At 63.4% G+C, this 21,583-nt stretch carries 18 protein-coding genes; 4 read left to right on the top strand and 14 right to left on the bottom strand.

What is annotated here, in order from left to right:
* Positions 1 to 155: 155 nt before the first annotated feature.
* A complete protein-coding gene (locus V7714_RS09905) occupies positions 156 to 551 on the bottom strand; it encodes a hypothetical protein (RefSeq protein WP_335709570.1) in 396 nt (131 codons plus the stop codon).
* Between the two features lie 114 nt (positions 552 to 665).
* On the opposite strand from V7714_RS09905, the gene V7714_RS09900 reads away from it, so the two are divergent.
* Positions 666 to 1,388: a DUF4261 domain-containing protein gene (locus tag V7714_RS09900; RefSeq protein ID WP_335709569.1), complete on the top strand. Its 723-nt coding sequence runs from the start codon at positions 666 to 668 to the stop codon at positions 1,386 to 1,388.
* A 236-nt stretch (positions 1,389 to 1,624) separates the two neighbouring features.
* On the opposite strand, the gene V7714_RS09895 is transcribed toward V7714_RS09900, so the two are convergent.
* The 11 genes from V7714_RS09895 to dusB all read right to left on the bottom strand — a co-directional run bounded on the left by V7714_RS09895 (position 1,625) and on the right by dusB (position 13,397).
* Entirely contained in the window at positions 1,625 to 4,081 is a 2,457-nt protein-coding gene (locus V7714_RS09895) for a putative bifunctional diguanylate cyclase/phosphodiesterase (RefSeq protein ID WP_335709568.1), read from the bottom strand.
* Between the two features lie 35 nt (positions 4,082 to 4,116).
* Positions 4,117 to 5,199 carry a peptide chain release factor 1 gene (gene prfA, locus V7714_RS09890; protein WP_335709567.1) on the bottom strand — a complete coding sequence of 361 codons (1,083 nt, stop codon included), beginning with the start codon at positions 5,197 to 5,199 and terminating at the stop codon, positions 4,117 to 4,119.
* Complete coding sequence (locus tag V7714_RS09885; protein WP_335709566.1) at positions 5,196 to 5,639, bottom strand: GNAT family N-acetyltransferase; 444 nt, start codon at positions 5,637 to 5,639, stop codon at positions 5,196 to 5,198. The genes prfA and V7714_RS09885 overlap by 4 nt, the downstream gene beginning before the upstream one ends.
* 2 nt (positions 5,640 to 5,641) lie before the next feature.
* The gene (gene hemA, locus V7714_RS09880; protein ID WP_335709565.1) at positions 5,642 to 6,895 is read right to left on the bottom strand and encodes a glutamyl-tRNA reductase; all 1,254 of its coding nucleotides are present in this window, start codon (positions 6,893 to 6,895) and stop codon (positions 5,642 to 5,644) included.
* Between the two features lie 229 nt (positions 6,896 to 7,124).
* Positions 7,125 to 7,928 carry a transporter substrate-binding domain-containing protein gene (locus V7714_RS09875; RefSeq protein WP_335709564.1) on the bottom strand — a complete coding sequence of 268 codons (804 nt, stop codon included), beginning with the start codon at positions 7,926 to 7,928 and terminating at the stop codon, positions 7,125 to 7,127.
* 179 nt (positions 7,929 to 8,107) lie between these two features.
* Complete coding sequence (locus tag V7714_RS09870) at positions 8,108 to 8,539, bottom strand: hypothetical protein (RefSeq protein WP_335709563.1); 432 nt, start codon at positions 8,537 to 8,539, stop codon at positions 8,108 to 8,110.
* A gap of 30 nt (positions 8,540 to 8,569) precedes the next feature.
* Positions 8,570 to 9,856 carry a phosphoribosylamine--glycine ligase gene (purD, locus tag V7714_RS09865; RefSeq protein WP_335709562.1) on the bottom strand — a complete coding sequence of 429 codons (1,287 nt, stop codon included), beginning with the start codon at positions 9,854 to 9,856 and terminating at the stop codon, positions 8,570 to 8,572.
* Positions 9,857 to 9,966: 110 nt separating this feature from the next.
* The gene (purH, locus tag V7714_RS09860; RefSeq protein ID WP_335709561.1) at positions 9,967 to 11,529 is read right to left on the bottom strand and encodes a bifunctional phosphoribosylaminoimidazolecarboxamide formyltransferase/IMP cyclohydrolase; all 1,563 of its coding nucleotides are present in this window, start codon (positions 11,527 to 11,529) and stop codon (positions 9,967 to 9,969) included.
* Positions 11,530 to 11,565: 36 nt separating this feature from the next.
* Complete coding sequence (locus V7714_RS09855) at positions 11,566 to 12,129, bottom strand: GrpB family protein (RefSeq protein WP_335709560.1); 564 nt, start codon at positions 12,127 to 12,129, stop codon at positions 11,566 to 11,568.
* Entirely contained in the window at positions 12,126 to 12,362 is a 237-nt protein-coding gene (locus tag V7714_RS09850) for a helix-turn-helix domain-containing protein (RefSeq protein ID WP_284195602.1), read from the bottom strand. The genes V7714_RS09855 and V7714_RS09850 overlap by 4 nt, the downstream gene beginning before the upstream one ends.
* An 18-nt stretch (positions 12,363 to 12,380) precedes the next feature.
* On the bottom strand, positions 12,381 to 13,397 hold the full coding sequence (dusB, locus tag V7714_RS09845; protein ID WP_335709559.1) for a tRNA dihydrouridine synthase DusB: 1,017 nt from the start codon (positions 13,395 to 13,397) through the stop codon (positions 12,381 to 12,383).
* Between the two features lie 350 nt (positions 13,398 to 13,747).
* Between dusB and V7714_RS09840 the strand changes: the two genes are divergently transcribed.
* A complete protein-coding gene (locus V7714_RS09840) occupies positions 13,748 to 15,901 on the top strand; it encodes a prolyl oligopeptidase family serine peptidase (RefSeq protein WP_335709558.1) in 2,154 nt (717 codons plus the stop codon).
* A gap of 22 nt (positions 15,902 to 15,923) precedes the next feature.
* On the opposite strand, the gene V7714_RS09835 is transcribed toward V7714_RS09840, so the two are convergent.
* Positions 15,924 to 16,793, bottom strand: coding sequence for a FecR domain-containing protein (locus tag V7714_RS09835; protein ID WP_335709557.1), 870 nt, complete (start codon positions 16,791 to 16,793; stop codon positions 15,924 to 15,926).
* A 133-nt stretch (positions 16,794 to 16,926) separates the two neighbouring features.
* Between V7714_RS09835 and leuS the strand changes: the two genes are divergently transcribed.
* Both leuS and V7714_RS09825 read left to right on the top strand, forming a co-directional pair.
* The gene (gene leuS / locus V7714_RS09830) at positions 16,927 to 19,533 is read left to right on the top strand and encodes a leucine--tRNA ligase (RefSeq protein WP_335709556.1); all 2,607 of its coding nucleotides are present in this window, start codon (positions 16,927 to 16,929) and stop codon (positions 19,531 to 19,533) included.
* Positions 19,534 to 19,676: 143 nt separating this feature from the next.
* Positions 19,677 to 20,552, top strand: a complete 876-nt coding sequence (locus tag V7714_RS09825; RefSeq protein ID WP_335709555.1) for a substrate-binding periplasmic protein — start codon at positions 19,677 to 19,679, stop codon at positions 20,550 to 20,552.
* Positions 20,553 to 20,614: 62 nt separating this feature from the next.
* Here the strand turns inward: V7714_RS09825 and V7714_RS09820 are convergent, their stop codons facing one another.
* Positions 20,615 to 21,565: a hypothetical protein gene (locus tag V7714_RS09820; RefSeq protein WP_335709554.1), complete on the bottom strand. Its 951-nt coding sequence runs from the start codon at positions 21,563 to 21,565 to the stop codon at positions 20,615 to 20,617.
* Between the last annotated feature and the right edge of the window lie 18 nt (positions 21,566 to 21,583).

The following is a 21,583-nucleotide window of genomic DNA, read 5'->3' as shown; positions in this document are numbered from 1 at the left end:
GGCTATGATGCCTGACGGCAGGCGTCGGTGGCTGCCGTGATTGCGGCGCACCTGTTTCCGATGCTTGTTTCTCGACAATCACCTCCGGGACAACCTTGTCCTAGGGCTTGGGTGCCTCTTACCATTTCGCCAGCAGCTTCACTGTGGGCGGGGCCTCAAGCTTTTTGCGCTTTTGGCGTCGGCGCCTTCCGCTTCGGAATCACCCTCGTGGCGCCGCGAGCAAAGGGATTCTCAGCTTCGTCGTACATGTACTTGAACGGCCTGGGGTCTCGCCTGGGCCACAGGTTGATGAACTCGTCACTGTCGGTAGCGCGATACGCAATTCTCAGTGTCTGCTCGACTGCTCGCGTTCCGAGATATTTCCGGAAGGTGCGGTGGGCGGCCTCTGGATACATGGTGTAAATAAAAAAGTTGATGGTGCCGGAACCCGTATCGTGACCATCGACTTTGCATGTCTTGGGCATGCAGGCATGCAGCTTGTCTTCAAACTCCACCATCGCATCGAAGCTGGGAAAGAAGTCTTGTGGGAATTGAATAACTAGCTGGTACATCGTCGACTTTCAAGCATCTATTGCTCGTAGGCAGATAGTCCCAAACTTATAATGGCCAGGAATAGGTAATTCTTGCCAGGTTCGATCTGACAGAACGATACGAGAGCATACTCAATGAGCACAGAACTACTACTCTGCATTCCGGGGCCGTGGAAGGACCGCAGCGACTTTCTGCAAAGCGTTGTGAGGCTTGAACCGATGGGGCAATTCATGTTTGTGGGCGGAGTTCTGGCGGACGTTGCCGGTAAAGATCACTTGTCTGTCGACTTTGCACCAGCAGATCCCCATATTGGGAAAGCGTTTGAGATCGCTGCTCAGGGCCGGATTTCTCATTCAACGCTGGCGGAGATTGAGCAGCACCAAGCGGTGGTATATCTATCCTTCCCTATCGACATACAGGCCGGGCGAACGCGGCTGATCAAGTTCACCAAGCTGCTTAAACGCTTGGGAGGATATGCGATCAAGGTCGAGTCTGCGGGTATCGCGCATTCATGGGACAGGTGGTTCGAGCTACTGGATGGCTCGCTCTTTGATCTTTACTGCTCTGCCGTCGTATTGATCGGCGGCAAGGAGCACTATTACTCCTGCGGAATGCATCACTTCGGTCTGCCTGAGTGTGCCGTTCCAACGACGGTTGACCTGGGCGAGGCAGCGGACCTCATGAACCAGTTCAATTTCTGGCAGATTGCCGAGAAACCGGCAGTGTCTGCCGGCCATACGTTCAGTCTATCCAACGATGCACCACGTTGGCGTTTAGCATGGGAACGCGACGACAGGCACGAGACGGATGATCCGTTTTACAACCCGAATGGCGTGTGGATACTCAATGCGGCCTAACCGCTCTTCGACAGGTAAGCAGATGCCCACAAGGGGCATGGTGTGGTTACTTCAGACTTCTCGCAACCCCTCATGATCACCCACATTCCTGCGCTTAAGTTATTCGATGCCCAAGGCCTACCTGTCGGGCCGCAGGTGGCGGGATTGCAGGAATCGGTACTGGCGTTCGATCCCACTGGCAGGGAGATGCGGCCCCTGGGGTGAGACGCGGGTCTGTCCAATGCCATCGAACGCTGCTATGCGGTTTGCCGCTCCGGCACCACATAGGGCTGATTCAGCAGCAGCCATTCCTCGAAGGCTGCCACGGGTAGCGGTGGGCTCAGCAGGTAGCCCTGGACTTCGTCGCAGCCGGTGTCGCAGGCCATATGCCATTCTTCTTCGTTTTCCACCCCTTCGACGATGGTCTTCAGGCCCAGGGTGTGCGACAGGGCGACGATGGCGCGTATCAGGGTGGCGCCCTGGGGGTTGCGGCGGCAGTTGCTGACGAAGGAGCGGTCTATCTTGATCTCGCTGACCGGCATGGCCTGCAGATAGGCCAGTGAGGAGTTGCCGGTGCCGAAATCGTCCAGCGCCAGCTGGAAGCCCAGCGTACGCAGCGCCTGCATGCTGCTGATGGCGAGCTTGGGGTCGCGCATCACTTCGCTTTCGGTGATTTCCAGTGTCAGCAGGTGCGGGTTGGCCTTGCTGTGCTGCAGGAACTCGGCCACATAGGCGGGCAGGCTGGGGTCGGCCAGGTCGGCGGCCGAAAGGTTGAGCGATAGCCGCAGGGGTTCGCCCTGCAGTTGCCAGTGCTTGGCCAGCTTGAGTGATTCCACCAGCACCCAGCGGGTCAGTTCCACGATCAGGCCGGTTTTCTCGGCATAGGGCAGGAAGTCGTGCGGGGATACCAGGCCCAGTGTGGGGTGCTGCCAGCGCAGCAGCACTTCGGCGCCGGTGACCAGGCCGGTGCGGCTGACCACCTTGGGCTGCAGGTAGAGCTGCAACTGGTTCTGCGCTATGGCGGCACGCAGGGCGGACAGCAGGCTGAGCTGGAAGCGCAGGTCGCGCTCCAGGGCGCCATGGTAGACCTGGGCGTGCAGTTTCTCCTGCTTGGCGTGGCCCAGGGCAATTTCGGCGCGGCGCATCAAGAGCTCGATATGGTTGCCATGGGCAGGGTGCAGCGCCCCTGCCAGCCGTAGGCGGAGATCGACCTGCTGCTCGTCTACCACCAGCGGCTGGCGTGTCAGGGTGCTGGCCAGCAACTGCAGCGAGCCGGCGCTGGCGCCGTCGTCCAGCAGGGTGGCGAACTGGTTGCCGCCCACCCGGGCCAGGGGGCTGTTGGGCCCCAGCTTGCGGCGCAGGCGCTCGGCAGTTTCCTGCAGTACCCGGTCACCGATGTCGTAGCCCAGGGTTTCGTTGATGGCGGCAAAGCCGGCGATATCGAACAGCACCAGGGTGCGGGCGCGCTGGTTGTCCTGCGCCAGCAACTGGTCGCCTTCGAGCAGGAAGCTGCTGCGGTTGGCGAGGCCGGTGGTGCGGTCCGTCATGGTGGCCCGCTCGCGGCTGTGGCGCAGGCGGGCGGCGCGGTCGGCCAGGGCCAGCGAGAAGATGACAGCTTGCAGCAGGAAGGCGGCCTGGCGGACGTGGGCTGTGTCTATCCAGTCGGGCAGCAGGCCCATGGCCTGCAGGCCATGGCTCAGTTGTCCCAGCCAGGCTGGGTAGCCCGCCAGCAGGTCGATACGCAGCAGCAGCACGCCACACCAGATCAGCACGATGGGCGACCAACCGGCCAGGTAGAAGCCGCCACCCCGGAAATCGCCGGCCCGCAGGCTGATCAGGCCGGGCAGCAGCATGGCCAGCATGGTCACCAGCGCCACCAGGTTGTAGTAATGCACGACCCAGGCTGCCAGGGCGGGCACCAGGCCCATCAGGGTGTAGCCCAGCACCAGCCAGCCCAGTCCGCGCAGGTAGCGGGCCAGGCGGGGGGCGTGGCGCTGCAGGTTGGTAAAGCCCAGGCTGAAGCGCAGGCCGGTAAACAGGGCCAGGCCATAGCTGCCCAGCAGCAAGGCCTGGCTCAGTTGCGGATAGCTGATGGCCAGGCCGGTGGGGCTGATGGCGTGGCCGCTGAGCAAGCTCCACAGCAGGGCCAGCATCAGCGTCAGGCCGGTGTACCAGCCGGTGGTGGCGTCACGCAGGGCATAGGCAAACATGCCGCTGACCAGGCCCATGGCAAACAGCAGGGTCAGCAGGGCGCTGCGTATCTGGGCATTGCGGGATTCCTGCGCCAGCATATCGGCCGGCGGTTCCATGCTGATCTGCACGGTACTGCCTATGGGCAGGTGCATGTCCAGCCTGGCCTGGGCCCAGTCGCCGGGTTGCAGGGCCAGGGCGGCGCTGCGGGCGCTGCGCCACACCTGGGGCGCCACATGCCGGCTTGGGCCGGCCGGTTCGCTGCTGACGGTGCTCTGCGGGATACCGCGCAGGGTCAGCCAGAGCGGGGCCGGGCTGCTGGCCGGCAGATAGACCCTGACCTGGCAGGTGCGTTGCAAGTCGTGGTCGGTCTCCAGCAGGTGCAGCTTGCCATTGGCCGGTAGTGGCAGCCAGGCGGATAGGCCTGGCGCGCAGCGGTACTGTATGGCCGGGCTGGACTGTGCCAGCCCTGGCAGGGCCAGCAACAGCCATAACAACAACTGGAACAGGGCGGCTGGCTTCATCGGATGTTTCCTGACATGGTCGCCGCCGGTTCCGCTTAGACCTGCTCGGCCATGGCGGCCAGCAGTTCGGCCTGGTGTTCGGCCATCAGGGCATCGGTCAGCTCGAACAGATCGCCATCCATCACGTAGTCGAGCTTGTACAAGGTCAGGTTGATGCGGTGGTCGGTGATACGGCCCTGTGGGAAGTTATAGGTGCGTATCCGCTCGCTGCGATCACCCGAGCCGACCAGGGACTTGCGCATGGCGGCTTCCTTGGCATGGGCTTCGCGCTCCTGCCTGTCCTTGATGCGGGCGGCCAGCACCTGCATGGCGCGTGCCTTGTTCTGGTGCTGGCTGCGGCCATCTTGACACTCCACCACCAGGCCGGTGGGGAAGTGGGTGATGCGGATGGCCGAGTCGGTCTTGTTGATATGCTGGCCGCCGGCGCCGCTGGCGCGGAAGGTATCGATGCGGATATCGGCGGGGTTGATGTTCACCTCCTCCAGCTCATCCGCCTCGGGCATCACGGCCACGGTACAGGCCGAGGTATGGATGCGGCCCTGCGATTCGGTGGCGGGCACGCGCTGCACGCGGTGGCCGCCGCTCTCGAACTTGAGCTTGGAGTAGGCACCCAGGCCGGCAATACGGACGATGACTTCCTTGTAGCCGCCCAGGTCCGATTCGGAGGCCGAGACGATCTCTGACTGCCAGCGATTACGCTCGGCAAAGCGGGAATACATGCGGAACAGGTCACCGGCGAACAGGGCCGATTCGTCGCCACCGGTGCCGGCGCGGATTTCCAGGAAGATATTGCGCTCGTCGTTCGGGTCCTTGGGCAGCAGGGCCTTCTGCAGCTCGGTTTCCAGCGCTTCCAGCCGGCCTGCGCCATCGGCCAGTTCGGCCTCGGCCAGCTCCTTCATGTCTGGGTCGTCCAGCATCTCGCGTGCGGTGGCGAGATCGGCCTCGGTCTGGCAGAAGGAATGGTAGAGCTCGACCACCGGGGTCAGTTCGGCGTGTTCACGGCTCAACTTGCGGAAGTTGTCCATGTCGCGGGTGGCTTCTTCGCTGGCGAGCAGCTGGCCGACTTCTTCCAGCCGGTCGGCCAGTTGCGATAGCTTGTTGGCGATGCTGGGTTTCATGATGAGGTGTAGATATCCAGGTGGGCCCGCTCCATCCAGCGCTCGGGGGCAGCCAGGGGCGTAAAGCCGTATTGTTGGTAAAGGCCGTGGGCGTCGCCGGTCAGCAGTATCCAGCGGCGCAGGCCTTGCAGGTCGGGGTGGCTGACGATACTGTCCATCAGCCATTTGGAGAGCCCCTGGCCACGGTGGTCAGGGGCGATGAATACGTCGCCCAGGTAGGCGATGGTGGCGTAGTCGCTGATCACCCTGGCAAAGCCTACCTGCTGCTCGTGGTGATAGACGCCAAAACACAGCGCGCCCGCCACCGAGCGGCGGAAGGTGGCCAGGGGGATATCCTTGGCCCAGTAGGTGCTGGCGATATAGGCGTGGCACTGGGCCAGGTCCAGCCGGGCCGGGTCGGTATCGATCTGGTATTCGCCGAGCACCAGGGGGAAGGACATGCTCAGTTCCCCTCGTGCAGGTGGTAGAGCCGGCGTACGGCATCGATCAGCTCGCCATGCTGGCTGGCGTCGGCCTGGTTGAGCGCGGCCAGCGGCGCGTGCAGCAGCTTGTTGCTGAGCGACAGCGACAGCGATTCCAGCACGGCGGCAGGGTCTTCGCCCTTGGCCAGCAGCTTGGCGGCACGCTCCAGCTCATGCCGGCGTAGCCGTTCGGCCTGGTCCTTGAGCGCCCGTATGGTAGGCACAAGGGCGCGATTGTCCAGCCACTGCATGAACTCATCGGCGCTGCGCTCGACGATGCCATCGGCTTCCACCACGGCATGCTGCCGCTCCGCCCTACCCTGTCGTACTACTTCCGACAGATCATCGACGGTGTAGAGGTAGACGTCGGGTAGGGCACCCACCTCGGGTTCCACGTCACGCGGTACGGCCAGGTCCACCATGAATACCGGGCGGTGCTTGCGTGCCTTGATGGCCCGCTCAACCGCGCCCAGGCCGATGATGGGCAACTGGCTGGCCGTGCTGGTGACCACGATGTCGTACTGCGGCAGACGCTCCGGTAGCTCGGCTAGGGCGAAGGCATCGCCACCGAACTGGCTGGCCAGCGCCTGGCCCCGCTCCAGCGTACGGTTGGCTACCGACAGCCGGCGTGGCTTGCGGGCAGCGAAATGGGTGGCGCACAGTTCTATCATTTCGCCCGCGCCGATGAACAGCACATTCAGGTCGGCGATATCGGGGAACAGGCGCTCGGCCAGCTTGACCCCGGCAGCGGCCATGGACACCGAATTGGCACCTATGCCGGTTTCGCTGCGGACGGCCTTGGCGACCGAAAAGGCTTTCTGGAACAGGCCGTTGAGCGATGAGCCCAGGCCACCTGCCTCCTGCGCCTCGCGCACGGCATCCTTGAGCTGGCCCAGTATCTGGGTCTCGCCCAGCACCATGGAATCCAGCCCCGACGCCACCCGAAACACATGCCGCACGGCCTCGCGGTCGGGCAGGCGGTACAGATAGGGGGCGATGCTGGCTGCATCCAGCTGGCGCGAGGCAGCCAGCCAGTTCAACAGGGTGGCTTCGTCGTGCGCCGCCGCATACAGCTCGGTGCGATTGCAGGTGGAGACGATGGCCGCCTCATGCACGCCCTTCTGCGCTGTCAGTTCCGCCACCGCTGCAGCCAGTTCCTCTGGGGCGAAGGCGAGCTTCTCCCGCACCGCAATGGGCGCAGTCTCATGATTGAGGCCGAGGGCAAACAGGGACATGCGAGGGAGGCGGGACGGGAAAGGGTCTGAATTTTACCCTAGGCGGGCCCTTGCGAGCCAGAAAGGCTTTTGCGGCAAATACTTGGCCTGCAAGTCGACGGAGGATGCGCCGCTGGCATGGCGTGTATCAGTGCGACCCCGGCCGGGCGGCGCCGCGCATACAGGTATCCCCGGCAGGCAGCAAAAAGCCCGGTCAGACCGGGCTTTCAGGTGCGCTGTGATCAGGCGTTTACTTGGCGTTGATCTTGAACAGGCGCATCAGGGGGGCGTTGGAGTTGGGGCCGAACCAGCGATCAAAGATCTTGGCGGCTTCACCCGACTGCTCCATGGCGACGATGGTCTTGTTGACCTCTTCCAGCAGGCGCTTTTCACCCTTGCGCACGGCGATGCCATAGACTTCCAGCGAGATGGTGACATTGGGTATCTCGTACTGGGCCTTGTTGGGCATCTTGTTCAAGAGGCCGGCCAGGATGGGCTCGTCGGTGCTGACCGCATCGAGCTGGCCCTTGCCCAGGGCGACGAAGGCTTCGTCGTAGTCGCCGAACAGCACCATATTGGCGCCGGGCATTTCACGGGCCAGTTGCTTGGCCGAGGTCGAACCGGTGACGGTGCCGATGGTGGCGCTGGTCAGGTCTTCAATCGAGTTGACCTTGCCCTTGCGCACCACGAACTTCTGGCCGGTGATGAAATAGCCATAGCTGAAGTCCACCTGCTTTTCGCGCTCGGCGTTCTTGGTCATCGTGGCGATGATCAGGTCCACTTCCTTGTTCTGCAGCTTGGGTACGCGTTGGGCCGATTCCACGCCCTTGACGATCAGGTTGACGCCGAGCTTCTTGGCGATGGCCGCAGCGAAGTCCACGTCATAGCCGGAGATGGTCTGGGTCTTGGTGTTCAGCACACCAAAAGGGGGGGTGGAATCCTTCACGCCGACCACCAGGGTGCCGCGTTTCTTGATGTCGTCCAGATCATCCGCCACAGCGGGTGTCAGCATGCTCAGTCCCAGCAGGGCAGCCAGCAACAGTTTGATTTTCATAGATTTGCTCCGTATTGGACATGGGCGATCGTGCCAATGTCATTGTGGGCGCGACCATATTGCAGGGCCTGTGCACTGCCTATTAGGGAAAGCGTAGATAAGAATACGGTAATGGAAAGCCCGCTCGGACGAGCGGGCCTGGGGTGTTGCTGCCAAGCTAGGCTGGAGGCGGTGGTCGGTCAGAATCGGAGCGGGATGGTGAACTTGCGGGCGCCCAGTGATTCGCCATCCAGAAAGGCTTCGACAAAGACCGAACTGTCGGTTTTGCGCATCAATTCCTGCACCAAGCGCTCCGGTATCTGTACCAGGCCTGCGTTCTTGTCCGGTACATAGCTGCCGTTGAAATCACGGGTATTGATGCCCATGGATTTCAGCAAAGGACCATCGGTGGCAGAAAAGCGCAGGGTCAGGGCCGAGTCATCGCGCGGCGGGTGCTGTTCGCGGGTGGTTTTGCCCAGCTCTATCCAGACCGGCCAATGGCCCGCCATGCGGCGGGCCTGGGCGGTGGTCTGGACAGGCGAGCGCGCGCCGGACTCCTTGGCCGCGCCGCTGCTAAACAGCGAGGAGAAGGCACTGAGGAGACGGGAAAACCAGCTCTGATCACTTGCCATGGCCTGCCTAACGATGAATGAGAAAGCGCGTCAGCTACCGGCCGGCTTGCGGGCTATAGCCCGGTGACCGATATCGCGGCGGCACTGCATACCTTCAAAGTGTATGCGGTCTATGACCTCATAGGCGCCCTTTTGTGCCATCTTCACGCTATCGCCCAAGGCGGTGACGCACAGTACGCGGCCACCGTTGGTGACGATCTTCTCGCCCTGCTGCGCTGTGCCGGCATGGAATACCAGCACGTCTTCGGCCTGGGTGTCGGGCAGGCCGTGTATCACATCGCCCTTGCGCGGGGCGTCGGGATAGCCGCCGGCAGCCAGTACCACGCCCAGCGCGACGCGGCGATCCCACTCGGCCTCGGTCTGGTCCAGCGTCTGGTTGACGGCGTGTTCCAGCAGCATGACAAAGTCGGTCTTGAGGCGTGCCATGATGGGCTGGGTTTCCGGGTCGCCCATGCGGCAGTTGAACTCCACCACGCTGACGGCGCCGTCGTCATCCACCATCAGGCCGGCGTAAAGAAAGCCGGTGTATGGTATGCCGTCGCGGGCCATGCCGGCCACGGTGGGCAGTATCACTTCGCGCATGGCGCGGGCGTGGACTTCAGGTGTGACCACCGGGGCAGGTGAATAGGCCCCCATGCCGCCGGTATTGGGGCCTTCGTCATTTTCTTTCAGGCGCTTGTGGTCCTGCGAGCTGGCCAGGGCCAGCACATTGCGGCCATCCACCATCACGATAAAGCTGGCCTCTTCGCCCTTGAGGAAATCCTCTATCACCACCCGGGCGCCTGCATCGCCCATCTTGTTGTCCAGCAGCATGCTGTCTATGGCGGCGTGGGCCTCGGCCAAGGTCATGGCCACGATCACGCCCTTGCCAGCGGCCAGGCCATCAGCCTTGATGACGATGGGGGCGCCACGGCCCTCTACATAGGCGTGGGCCTCGGTGGCGTCGGCAAAAGTGCGGTATTGGGCAGTGGGAATGCCGTGGCGAATCATGAAGGCCTTGGCGAAATCCTTGGAGCTTTCCAGCTGCGCGGCGGCGCGGGTGGGGCCGAATATCTTCAGGCCGGCTTCACGGAAGGCATCGACTACGCCGGCGGCCAGGGGGGCCTCGGGGCCGACCACGGTCAAGCCCACGTTCTCGCTTTGGGCAAAGGCCACCAGTTCGGGAATGCTGGTGATAGCCACATTGGTGAGGCCGGCTTCGCGGGCGGTACCGGGGTTGCCGGGTGCAACGAAGACCTTGCTGACGCGGGAAGACTGGGCAATTTTCCAGGCCAGGGCGTGTTCGCGGCCGCCGGAGCCGATGACGAGTACGTTCATGCTTGCCTCATAGGGGTAAGGAGTGAGGGTTGTCCACTACGGGCAGCGGACAGGCCTGACTGCTCACCGCGGCCGGTGTTACATATGAAACACCGGCCGCAGCCGCCATATCAATGGCGGAAATGCCGTATGCCGGTGACGACCATGGCGATGCCGTGCTCGTCGGCTGCTGCGATCACTTCCTCGTCACGCATGGAGCCGCCGGGCTGGACGATGGCACTGACACCGTTCTCGGCAATCACATCCACGCCGTCGCGGAAGGGGAAGAAGGCATCGGAAGCGCAGACCGAACCCTTCAGCGCCAGTTGGGCATGCTGGGCCTTGATGGCGGCAATGCGGGTGGAGTCCACCCGGCTCATCTGCCCCGCGCCTACGCCCAGGGTACGGCCGCCGCCGCAGAACACGATGGCATTGGATTTGACGAACTGGGCCACACGCCAGGCGAACAGCAGGTCTTTCAGCTGCTCGGCGGTGGGGGCCAGCTTGGTCACCACCTTGAAGTCGGCGGTGGTGATGTGATGGATGTCGGGTGTCTGCACCAGGATGCCGCCACCCACGCGCTTGAGGTCGTAGCGGTTGGCGCCGGTTTCCAGGGGCACTTCCAGCACGCGTACGTTCTTCTTGGCAGCGATGATGGCCTTGGCGTCGGACGAGAAGCCTGGGGCGATCAGCACTTCCAGAAACTGGCCGGTGACGGCCTCCACGGTGGCGGCGTCCACTTCGCGGTTGAAGGCGATGATGCCGCCAAAGGCGCTGGTGGTGTCGGTGGCAAAAGCCAGCTGATAGGCGGTCAGCGTATCGGCGGCAATGGCAACACCACAGGGGTTGGCATGCTTGACGATGACACAGGCCGGCTCGTCGAAGGCCTTGACGGCTTCCCAGGCGGCATCGGAGTCGGCGATATTGTTGTAGCTCAGCTCCTTGCCCTGCAATTGCTGGTAGCCGGCCAGGCTGCCGACGGCAGGATGCAGGTCACGGTAGAAGGCGGCAGCCTGATGCGGGTTCTCGCCGTAGCGCATGTCCTGCACCTTCTCCACGCTGATATTGAGGCGGGCGGGGAAGGTCTGTTGCGTGCCGTCGTCGTTCAGCGAAGTCAGGTAGTTGGAGATGGCGCCATCGTAGGCGGCCGTGTGGCTGAAGGCCTTCTTGGCCAGCATGCGGCGGGTGGGCATGCCCAGGGCGCCGTCGTTGGCCTTGAGCTCGGCCACCAGGGGGGCGTAGTCGGCGGCGTCGGTGACGATGGCGACAAAGGCGTGGTTCTTGGCGGCGGAGCGCACCATGGCCGGGCCGCCGATGTCGATGTTTTCGATGGCATCGTCAAAGTCGCAATCGGGCTTGGCGATGGTGGCCTCGAAGGGGTAGAGGTTGACGCAGACCAGGTCGATGCTGCCTATGCCGTGCTCGGCCATCTTGCTGACATGGCCGGCCAGGTCGCGGCGGCCCAGGATGCCACCGTGGATCTTGGGATGCAGGGTCTTGACGCGACCGTCCAGCATCTCGGGGAAACCGGTGTAGTCGGCCACCTCGATGACCTTGACGCCGGCTTCCGCCAGCATCTTGGCGGTGCCGCCCGTGGAGAGTATCTCCACCCCAAAGCCGGCCAGGGCCTGGGCGAATTCCAGTACGCCGGTTTTGTCGGAGACGCTGATCAGTGCACGTTTGATATTGACCATGGTTGCTTGCTCATAAGACAAAGTGAAAGATAAAACTTAGCAGCTGCCAGCCCCGGCTGCCGTTGCCTTGGCGCCAATGGAAGGGACTGCCGCCAGCCCGTGCAACGCTGCGCGGACAAATTCGGTCTTGGCGCCGGCATAGGCCCGACTATCGGTCGGATACTGCCGTGCCAACGCCTGCTTGAGCGCGGCGTAATTGGCCCGCAGCGCCGGGTTGTTGCGCAGGCCGTCGCGAAACGCTAGGTGTTCGTGCCAGAAGGGGCTATTTACCACCACCATATGCAGATGGTGGGTGCACAGCCCTGCTTGGTGGCGGGTGAAATAATGGCGCCCGGCTATGCCGTGCTCGCCATGGTGCTGGTAACCGAGTGCCGCCAGCGGGGCTATGCAGGCTGTATGCTGCGCCAGGTCCGTCAGGCCCAGCATCAAGTCCAGCACCGGCTTGGCGCAGAGGCCAGCCACGGCGGTGGAGCCGATATGGGCCAGCACCACGCCTGGCAGCGCGGTGGCGATAGCGTGGGCGGCATGGTCATAGGCCTGCGACCAGTCCGCATGGTGATCGACCAGCACTACCGTGCTTTCGGCCAGGCCCAGGCTCATATCAGGTCGTGTTCCTGCATTTTCTTGCGCAAGGTGTTGCGGTTGATGCCCAGCAGCTCGGCCGCCCGGGTCTGGTTGCCCTGGGCCTTGTCCAGTACTACTTCCAGCATGGGTTTCTCCACCTTGGCCAGCACCATGTCGTAGATCGCCTGCGGTGCTTCGCCGTCGAGGTCGCGGAAATACTGTTCCAGCGCGTCGCGCACGGCAAAGCAGATCTGATCCTTGGTGGACATGGGGGGTTCTCTCCTGGACTAGGCGGCCGCTAATGCGGTCTCGTCTTGGTAAACCAGCCGCTCGCTCTGGAGCGCCAGTTGCTTGAAATAGGCATCTACGGCAGCCAGTTGCTCGGCCGTGCTGTCGAGTTGGTACATGTGCTGGCGGAACGCGTTGGCGCCGCGCAGGCCATTGGTGTACCAGGCGATATGCTTGCGGGCGATGCGGCAGCCCGAGTACTCGCCATGGAAGGCGTAATGGTCTTGCAGGTGTTCCATCAGGATGGCGTGTATCTCACTCACCCTGGGTGGGGGCAGGTGCTCGCCGGTGGTGAGGAAGTGATCAATCTCCCTGAATATCCAGGGCCGGCCCTGGGCGGCGCGGCCTATCATCACCGCGTCGGCACCGGTCTGCTGCAGCACCGCCAGGGCTTTCTCCGGGGTGGTGATATCGCCATTGGCCACCACTGGTATGCGCAGGCTGCGCTTGACCTCGGCAATCAGCTCATAGCGGGCGGCGCCGTTATACATATCCTCGCGGGTACGGCCGTGCAGGGCCAGGGCGGCAATGCCGGTCTGCTCGGCCAGTTGCGCCACCCGCAGGATGTTCTCCTCGCCGTTGCGAAAGCCTAGCCGGGTCTTGAGCGTCACCGGCACATCCACGGCGCTGACGACGGCCTCCAGGATGCGGGCCACCCGGTCTTCGTCCTGCAAGAGGGCCGAGCCGGCCAGCACATTGCAGACTTTCTTGGCGGGGCAACCCATATTGATATCGATGATCTGGGCGCCGGCCGCCACATTATGGCGAGCGGCCTCGGCCATCTGGGCCGGGTCGCTGCCGGCTATCTGCACCGCGACCGGGGCCAGTTCGCCGTCGAAATTGGCACGGCGGCGGGTCTTGTTGCTGCCATAGAGCATGGCATTGGAGGTAATCATCTCGCTGACCGCATGGCCGGCGCCCAGCCGCTTGCACAGCATGCGGAATGGCCGGTCGGTCACGCCGGCCATGGGCGCGACGATCAGGCGGTTGCGGAGTTGATAAGGACCTATGCGCATGCTTGTTCTATGGGCCATGGCCCGCCCATGGGGCGGTGCCGGCAACAGTACAGAATGAAAAACCGCTGGAGACGAGAGGCGTAGAGGCTTCGGTATCCAGCGGTAACAGGCGCGCATTCTACCTAAGCCTGCGTCCGGCGCGAAGGCATTTCGCTTAATTTTTGAGCAGATACCGATAGCACCAAAGCAATCGCTGCCGATAACAGCGTCCAGTTGCAGCGAACGCGAGGGATCGGGATGGTTGTCGCTACAATGCTGTCCTACGATGGCAGTCTTGGTGTGTCGCACAGGCGCACGGACTTGCCTGCCCGCTTGCCTTGGCCAAAAAACAGACTATATGAGGAGTCGCCATGCCCCATCGCCCTGCTCTGCTGACCCTGCTGGCGGCCACCGCCAGCGCAGCGACGGTATCGTTGCCTGCGCCGCCCGCCACGCCGGTGCGCAATGTGGTTGATGACTACTTTGGTACCCAGGTGAGCGACCCCTACCGCTGGCTGGAGAACATGCAGGGGGCGGAGTTCAAGACCTGGCTCAAGGCCCAGGCCAACCATGCCGAATCGGTGCTGGCCACCCTGCCTGGCCGCAACGCCCTCAAGCAAAGGCTGACCGAGCTGGCTGATGCGGGCGAGAATGTGGCCGATCTGCAGCAGGCTGCTGGCCGCCTGTTCTATCTGAAGACTGAACCGGGCCGCAATGGCCGTCGCCTGTATGTGCGCGACGGTCGCGGCGAGCGCCTGCTGCTGGACCCGGACACCCTGGGGACGGCCGGGGCCCATATCGCCATAGACTGGTATTCGCCTTCGCCCGATGGTGCGCTGGTGGCCATGGGCCTGTCGGCCAGTGGCTCGGAGGACAGTGAGCTGCGCCTGCTGGACCTGGCGAGCGGACTATGGCTGCCCGAGCGCATCAGCCGGGCTGGGCTGAATGACAGCCTGGGCTGGCTGGGCGGCAGCAAGCGCTTTATCTATAACCGGCTGCCTGCTGCCGGCGCCGATGGGGTGCAGGAGCGCTACAACAAGAGCGCCACCTGGCTGCACACGGTGGGCCAGCCGGTGGAGCGTGATACCGCCCTGTTCGGCTACGGCGTGCGGGCGGATCAGCCCTTCGATATCGCCGATATCAGCCATATCCGTACCGACCCTGGCAGTCACTATCTGGTGGCCGAGGTCTTGCATGGCGATGCGGTCGAGCGTTCCTACTATGTGGCCAGCATCGCCCAGTTGGCCGGCGCCGCAACGCCCTGGCAGCGTATCAGCAGCCCGGCCGACAAGACGGCCGATGCCTGGCTGCACGGCGACACCCTGTATCTGCACAGCCTGCAGGATGCCCCCAGGGGCAAGGTGCTGGCACTAAACCTGAAACAACCGCAGTTGGCCCAGGCCAGGGTGGTGCTGCCACAGGGCAGCCATGTGCTGCGGCAAGCCGCCGTGGCCCGCGAGGCTCTGTATGTACGGGCCAGCGAAGGCGGGGTGGACAAGTTGTTCAAGCTCAGCCACGGCGGCGGCGGCCGTGAGCTGGCGTTGCCCGTGGCCGGCACCTTGCTGGGGCTGGCGACCGATGTGGCCCGTAGCGGCGCGGTGTTCAAACTGGAAGGCTGGGTGGCGCCACCAAGCGTCTATAAACTCGACGGCAAGACCGGTGCGGTGCGCCTCACCCGGCTGCTCAAACCTTCCAGGGCCAAGCTGGACGGCTACGAGGCCCGCCGGGTGATGGTCAAGAGTCACGATGGCGTGGCCGTGCCCTTGTCCATCATGGCGGCCAAGGGCATCAAGCTGGATGGTAGCCACCCTACCATCGTCAGCGGCTACGGTGCCTACGGCATCAGCATGGAGGCGCGTTTTTCCGCCAACCGGCTGGCCTGGCTGGAGCGCGACGGCGTGATGGCGGTATGCCATGTACGCGGCGGCGGCGAATTTGGCGAAGCCTGGCACCGTGCCGGTTATATCCAGACCAAGGCCAACACGGCCAAGGACTTTATCGCCTGCGCCGAATGGCTGGTGCAGCAGGGCTATACCTCGCCGGCCAGACTGGCAGGTACCGGGGGGAGTGCCGGCGGCATCACCATAGGCGGCGCCATCACGGCGCGGCCTGAGCTGTTTGCTGCGGCCCAGAGTGCGGTGGGGGTGAGCGACCTGCTCAGGATGGAGCTGACCCCCAATGGTCCACCCAACATCGCCGAGTTCGGCACGGTCAAGAACCCCGAGCATTTTCCGGCCATGCTCAGCAACAGCCCCTACCATCGCATCAAGGATGGGGTGGCCTACCCGGCGGTGATCGTCACCACCGGGGCCAACGACCCACGGGTGGATGCCTGGATGCCAGCCAAGCTGACTGCCCGCCTGCAGGCTGCCAGCAGTAGCGGCAAACCGGTGTTGCTGCGGGTGGACTACGACGGCGGCCATGGCATGGGTTCGACCAAGGCGCAGCAGGTGGCCGAGAGCGCCGATGTGTGGAGCTTCTTCCTGTGGCAGATGGGGGTGGCGGGTTTCGCGCCCGGCAACTGAAGCGCCGGGCGCAAGCCCGGGACTACATCCGCATGGTGCTGACAGTGGGGGTGTTCAGCTGTGCCTTGAGCCGCTCGCCCAGGGCGCGAGCATCGGCTTCGCTGGCCAGCTGCTCCAGGCTGACGCGGAACTTGCCCTCGGCCATGGGGCGTATCTTGGCGGGATAGCCAGCCTCGCGCAGGCTGTCATACCACTGCAGCGCCTCGGCCTGGTTGCCGGCTACCGCCACCACCAGCCGCCAGCGGCCCTGTGCCTGGCTCAGGCCCTTGCCGGCCTGGGGTTCGGTCTGCGGCGCCCATTCGTTGGCCACCTTGTTGGGATCGACCTTGGCCACCGGCAAGGCGGGCTTGCCCTTGGGGGCGACGTAGAAGTCCAGGGGCTGGTCCATGGTGATAAAGCCGGCCTCGCCCTCATGTTCCACCGCAATGCTGCCCTCCAGCAGGCAGACCAGGTCTTTCTCGGCGTCGGACTTGCCCCAGATATCGGTACCCCGTATGCCGGCGGTGATGGTGGCGACCTTGATATCGACCTCACGCTGGCGCAGCTTGCCAGCCAGGCCGGTGGTAAAGCGGAATGCCCCCTTCAGCACGTCCACCGTGGCCTGGAAGGCGGTCTTGCGGCCGTCTGAGGCATTCAGGGTGTTGACCCGGAATACCGCGTCCTCGCCCAGCTTGAACTGGCTGCCCTCGGGCAGGGTAAGCAGCACCCGCGCGCCATTGCCGGTATGGACCACATCGCCGGCCTGCAGGTTGACGCCTGCTGCCAGTGGCCGCATCTGGCCGCCGCGCTCCAGCCAGGCTGGCATATTGACGGCGCTGACCTGGGTGGGGGCGGCCGCAACGGCGGTAGCCAGGCTGGTGGCAAGCAGGGCGGCGATCAGGGGGGCGCGCATGGCAAACTCCTTGAGACGAATAGGGATAACGCTCGGTTATAATCAACGTTTTATTTGGTCGCCAGGTAACAAGTCACGCATCCACACTCCCGTGGCAGCCTGTCGCTTGGCATGATTCGTTAGGATAGCCCACATGCAAGAACAGTATCGTCCCTCTGAGGTGGAATCTGCCGCCCAGCAACACTGGCAGGGCCGCGACGCCTACCGCGTCGTTGAAGACAAGACCAAGCCCAAGTTCTACGCCTGCTCCATGCTGCCCTACCCCTCGGGCAAGCTGCATATGGGCCATGTGCGCAACTACACCATCAACGACATGCTGGCCCGCCACCTGCGCATGAAGGGCTTCAATGTGCTGATGCCCATGGGCTGGGATGCCTTTGGCCTGCCCGCCGAGAATGCCGCTATCGCCTATGGCAAGCCGCCGGCCGAATGGACTTACGCCAATATCGCCGACATGAAGTCGCAGATGCAGCCGCTGGGCCTGGCCTTTGACTGGTCGCGCGAAGTGGCGACCTGCGACCCGGAATATTACAAGTGGAACCAGTGGCTGTTCCTCAAGATGCTGGAGAAAGGCATCGCCTACAAGCGCACCCAGGTGGTGAACTGGGACCCGGTGGACCAGACCGTGCTGGCCAACGAGCAGGTGGTGGATGGCCGTGGCTGGCGCTCCGGCGCCATCGTGGAGAAGCGCGAGATACCGGGCTACTACTTTGGCATCACCCAGTATGCCGACGAGCTGCTGGACGATATCGACAAGCTGGATGGCTGGCCCGACCAGGTGCGCGCCATGCAGCGCAACTGGATAGGCAAGAGCGAGGGCGTGCGCTTTGCCTTTGGTCATGAGGTGCGCGATGCCGATGGCAAGCTGGTGGGCGACGGCCAACTGTGGGTGTTTACCACCCGCGCCGACACCATCATGGGCGTGACCTTCTGCGCCGTGGCGGCCGAGCACCCGCTGGCCCGCCGCGCGGCCGAACTCAAGCCCGAGCTGCAGGCCTTTATCGACGAATGCAAGGCCGGTGGCACCACTGAGGCCGAGCTGGCCACCCAGGACAAGAAGGGCGTGCCCACCGGCCTGCAGGTGGTCCATCCGCTGACCGGCGAACAGGTTGAGGTCTGGATAGGCAACTATGTGCTGATGGGCTATGGCGACGGCGCAGTGATGGGTGTACCGGCCCATGATGAGCGTGACTTTGCCTTTGCCCGCAAGTACGGCATTGCCATCAAGCAGGTGGTGGCAGTCGAAGGCGAGACCTTCAGCCTGGACGGCTGGGCCGAATGGTATGGCGACAAGCAGCGTGGCGTGACGGTGAACTCGGGCAAGTACGACGGCCTGGGCTACAAGGCCGCCGTGGATGCTGTGGCCGCTGACCTGGCGGGCCGTCAGATAGGCGAAAAGAAGACCACCTGGCGCCTGCGCGACTGGGGTATCTCGCGCCAGCGCTACTGGGGCACCCCTATCCCTATCATCCACTGCGATGGCTGTGGCGATGTACCGGTGCCTTACGAACAGCTGCCGGTGGTGCTGCCCACCGACTGCGTGCCGGATGGTTCGGGCAATCCGCTGAAGAAGCGCGAGGACTTCCTCCACGTTGATTGCCCGCAGTGCGGCAAGCCGGCCCAGCGCGAGACCGATACCATGGATACCTTCGTGGATTCGTCCTGGTATTTCATGCGCTATACCTGCCCCGATGCCGGCACCATGGTGGACGAGCGCAACGACTACTGGATGGCCGGCGGCATGGACCAGTACATCGGCGGCATTGAGCACGCTGTGCTGCACCTGCTGTATGCCCGCTTCTGGACCAAGGCCATGCGCGATCTGGGCCTGCTCAAGATAGACGAGCCGTTCAAGGCGCTGTTCACCCAGGGCATGTTGCTGAACGAGTCGTTCTACCGCGAGGAAGCCAGCGGCAAGAAGACCTGGTACTACCCCAACGAGGTGGAAGTCCAGCATGACGACAAGGGCCGTGCCATTGCCGCCACCCTCAAGGCCGATGGCCAGCCGGTGATCATGGGCGGCATCGAGAAGATGTCCAAGTCCAAGAACAATGTGGTCGAGCCCAAGGACATCATTGCCCGCTTCGGTGCCGATACCGCCCGCCTGTTCACCATGTTCGCGGCGCCGCCGGAGCAAAGTGCCGCCTGGAGCGACAGCGGTGTGGAGGGCGCTTCGCGCTATCTGCGCCGGTTGTGGAACTTCGGCTACAAGCAGGCCGACGCCATCCGCGCCGCCGGGCCGGTGGCCGAGCTGGACAAGGAAGCCAAGACCCTGCGCCATGAACTGCACAGCACGCTCAAGCAGATCAATGCCGATTACGAGCGCCTGCAGTACAACACCGTGGTGTCGGGCGCCATGAAGCTGCTCAACGCGCTGGAAGCCTACAAGGGCGACAACGCGGCGGTGCTGCGTGAAGGCCTGGGCATTCTGTTGCGCGTGCTCTACCCGGTCAGCCCCCATATCACCCACGCCCTGTGGGTGGAATTGGGCTACGGCGGCGAACTGATTGATGCCACCTGGCCAGAGCCGGCTGCCGACGCCCTGGCACAGGACGAGATCAAGCTGATGGTGCAGGTCAACGGCAAGCTGCGTGGCGAGATCGAAGTCCCCGCCTCGGCTGACCGAGCTGCCATTGAGGCCTTTGCCCTGGCCAATGCCAATGTGCAGAAGTTCCTGGAGGGGCAGACGCCCAAGAAGGTGGTGGTGGTGCCGGGCCGCTTGGTGAACCTGGTGGTGTAAGCGTCCGCGACAAGCAAGAACGGGATGGTGCTGGTCAGTTTGGCCCAGACCATCCCGTTTTGCTTTATATGGGGCGCCTGGCAAGGGGCGCCCCGGATGATCTGCCTGCTATAAAGAGGTATCCGATTGTTCGCCAGCCTGCCATGCGTATCCTGCTGTTACCCCTGCTTTGCATGACCCTGCTGTCCCTCACCCCAAGGGCTGAGGACGAGGTGGTCTACCCTGCGCCCGAAGGGGCGGCGGATGTACGCCATGACGACAAGCTGGAGTTCCTGCGCGGCGCGCTGGAGCGTACCAAGGGCGCGTATGGCGACTACCGTATACGGCCTGCCAGCACGGTGATGAACAAGGCCAGGCAGTTGGTATCGCTGTCTACCGGCCAGGAGCTGACGCTGACCTGGAGCGGCACCACCCTGCAGATGGAGCGGGATTTTCTGCCGGTGCGGATACCGCTGCGCAAGGGTCTGGGTGGTTATCGCATCTCGCTGATTGCGCAGGAGCGGCAGGCGGCGTTTGACCAGGTTCACAGCCTGCAGGATCTGCGGCGCTTTGTGATCGGCCAGGGCAAGGGCTGGTCCAGCGCCGATGTGTTGCAGGAAGCGGGCTTCCCGGTGGTCACCAGCAATTACGATAGCCTGTTCCGCATGGTGGGTAGCCGGCGCATAGACATGTTTCCGCGCGGGCTGCACGAGGCCTTTGAGGAATACGAGGCCAACCGCGCTGCGATACCGAATCTGGCGGTGGAGGAGCGGTTGGTGATCCGCTACGACAACCCTTATTACTTCTTTGTCAGCCGGCAGAATGTGCGGCTGGCCCGGCGGCTGGAGCAGGGCCTGCGCTTGATGATCAAGGATGGCAGCTTTGACGAGATATTCTGGCGCCACAATGGTGAATCGATACGCAAGGCCAATCTGGCCGGCCGTCGCGTGATTGCCATCCCCAACCGGCAATTGCCGCCGCTGACACCCTTGGCCGACAAGAGCCTGTGGTTCGACCCCATGGCGCCGTTGCCCAAATAACAAGGCCACCTTGCGGTGGCCCTGTTGTTTACCTGGTTATTTGTCCTACGTTCCCTGCCTGCCTATGGGCAGATCTGGTGCGGGTAGCATTCGTCGCGGACCAGCTCGAAGATGGGCCGCTCGGCGATTGCGATGCGCGAACCACCCGGTATTTCCACCACCAGCGTGTTCTGCTCGAACGAATAGCGGCCATTGTAGTAAGGCACCCGTTCGCCATGCAGGCTGATGGCAATGGCCTGGCCGGCCACGAAGTTGGTCAGCTTCTCGCGCACAAATTGATTTACGTCGGTATTGCCCACGATATAGGCACCCGGCGGTATGGCCTTGTCCAGCGAGAAGGCCATATTGCTGGTGGGCAGGCGGGCGTTGTTGATCTCGGCCACGGCACCCTGGATTTCAGCCAGCGTCATGTCCTCCAGCTTGTTGGTGAACAGGGCATTGAAGCCGGGGATGAAATCAAACACGGTGTCCACGTCCACGCTGGCCTGGATATCCAGGTTCTGCACCTGGGCATCGCTGAGCTGGCCGCTATAGGGGTTGTAGCGGGCGCTGATCCAGATGGGGTTGGAACGTATGCTGATGGTGGCCTCGGCATACCAGCTCTTCTTCACCCTGGCATAGCCATTGAGGCTGAAACCACCGACCGAGGCGATTACCTCGCCCTGGGCATTGCCCGCCAGCTTGACTGTCAGCGGGCCGGGCGCTGTCATCGAGAAGGCCTTGAGGCTGGCCTTGCCCTGTAGCTGCCGTTCCAGCTCGGCCCGGGCCTGGTTGGCGAAATCCTGCTTGATGTGGAGGATGGACTCGGTATGGTCGGTTACCCGCTGCAGCAGCTTGTGCTGGTCGACATACTCCTTTCTCTCGCCCTTGTGGGTGACATAGAGCACATGGTCCATGCCGACCAGGTTATTGGTGTATTCCGAGATGGGTGAGTTGTCTGGTGGCAGAGCCAGCGCCGGGGCGGCGGCCAGCAGGGTGGATGCCGCAAGGGCGGCGAGATGGCGCAGTTTCAAGGGTAACCTCCTGGGGTT

This window comes from Chitinimonas sp. JJ19 (assembly GCF_036961565.1).
Classification (GTDB): Bacteria; Pseudomonadota; Gammaproteobacteria; order Burkholderiales; family Chitinimonadaceae; genus Chitinimonas.
Note: the sequence above shows the minus strand (reverse complement) of the source record. Positions and strands in the feature narration are given on the sequence as shown.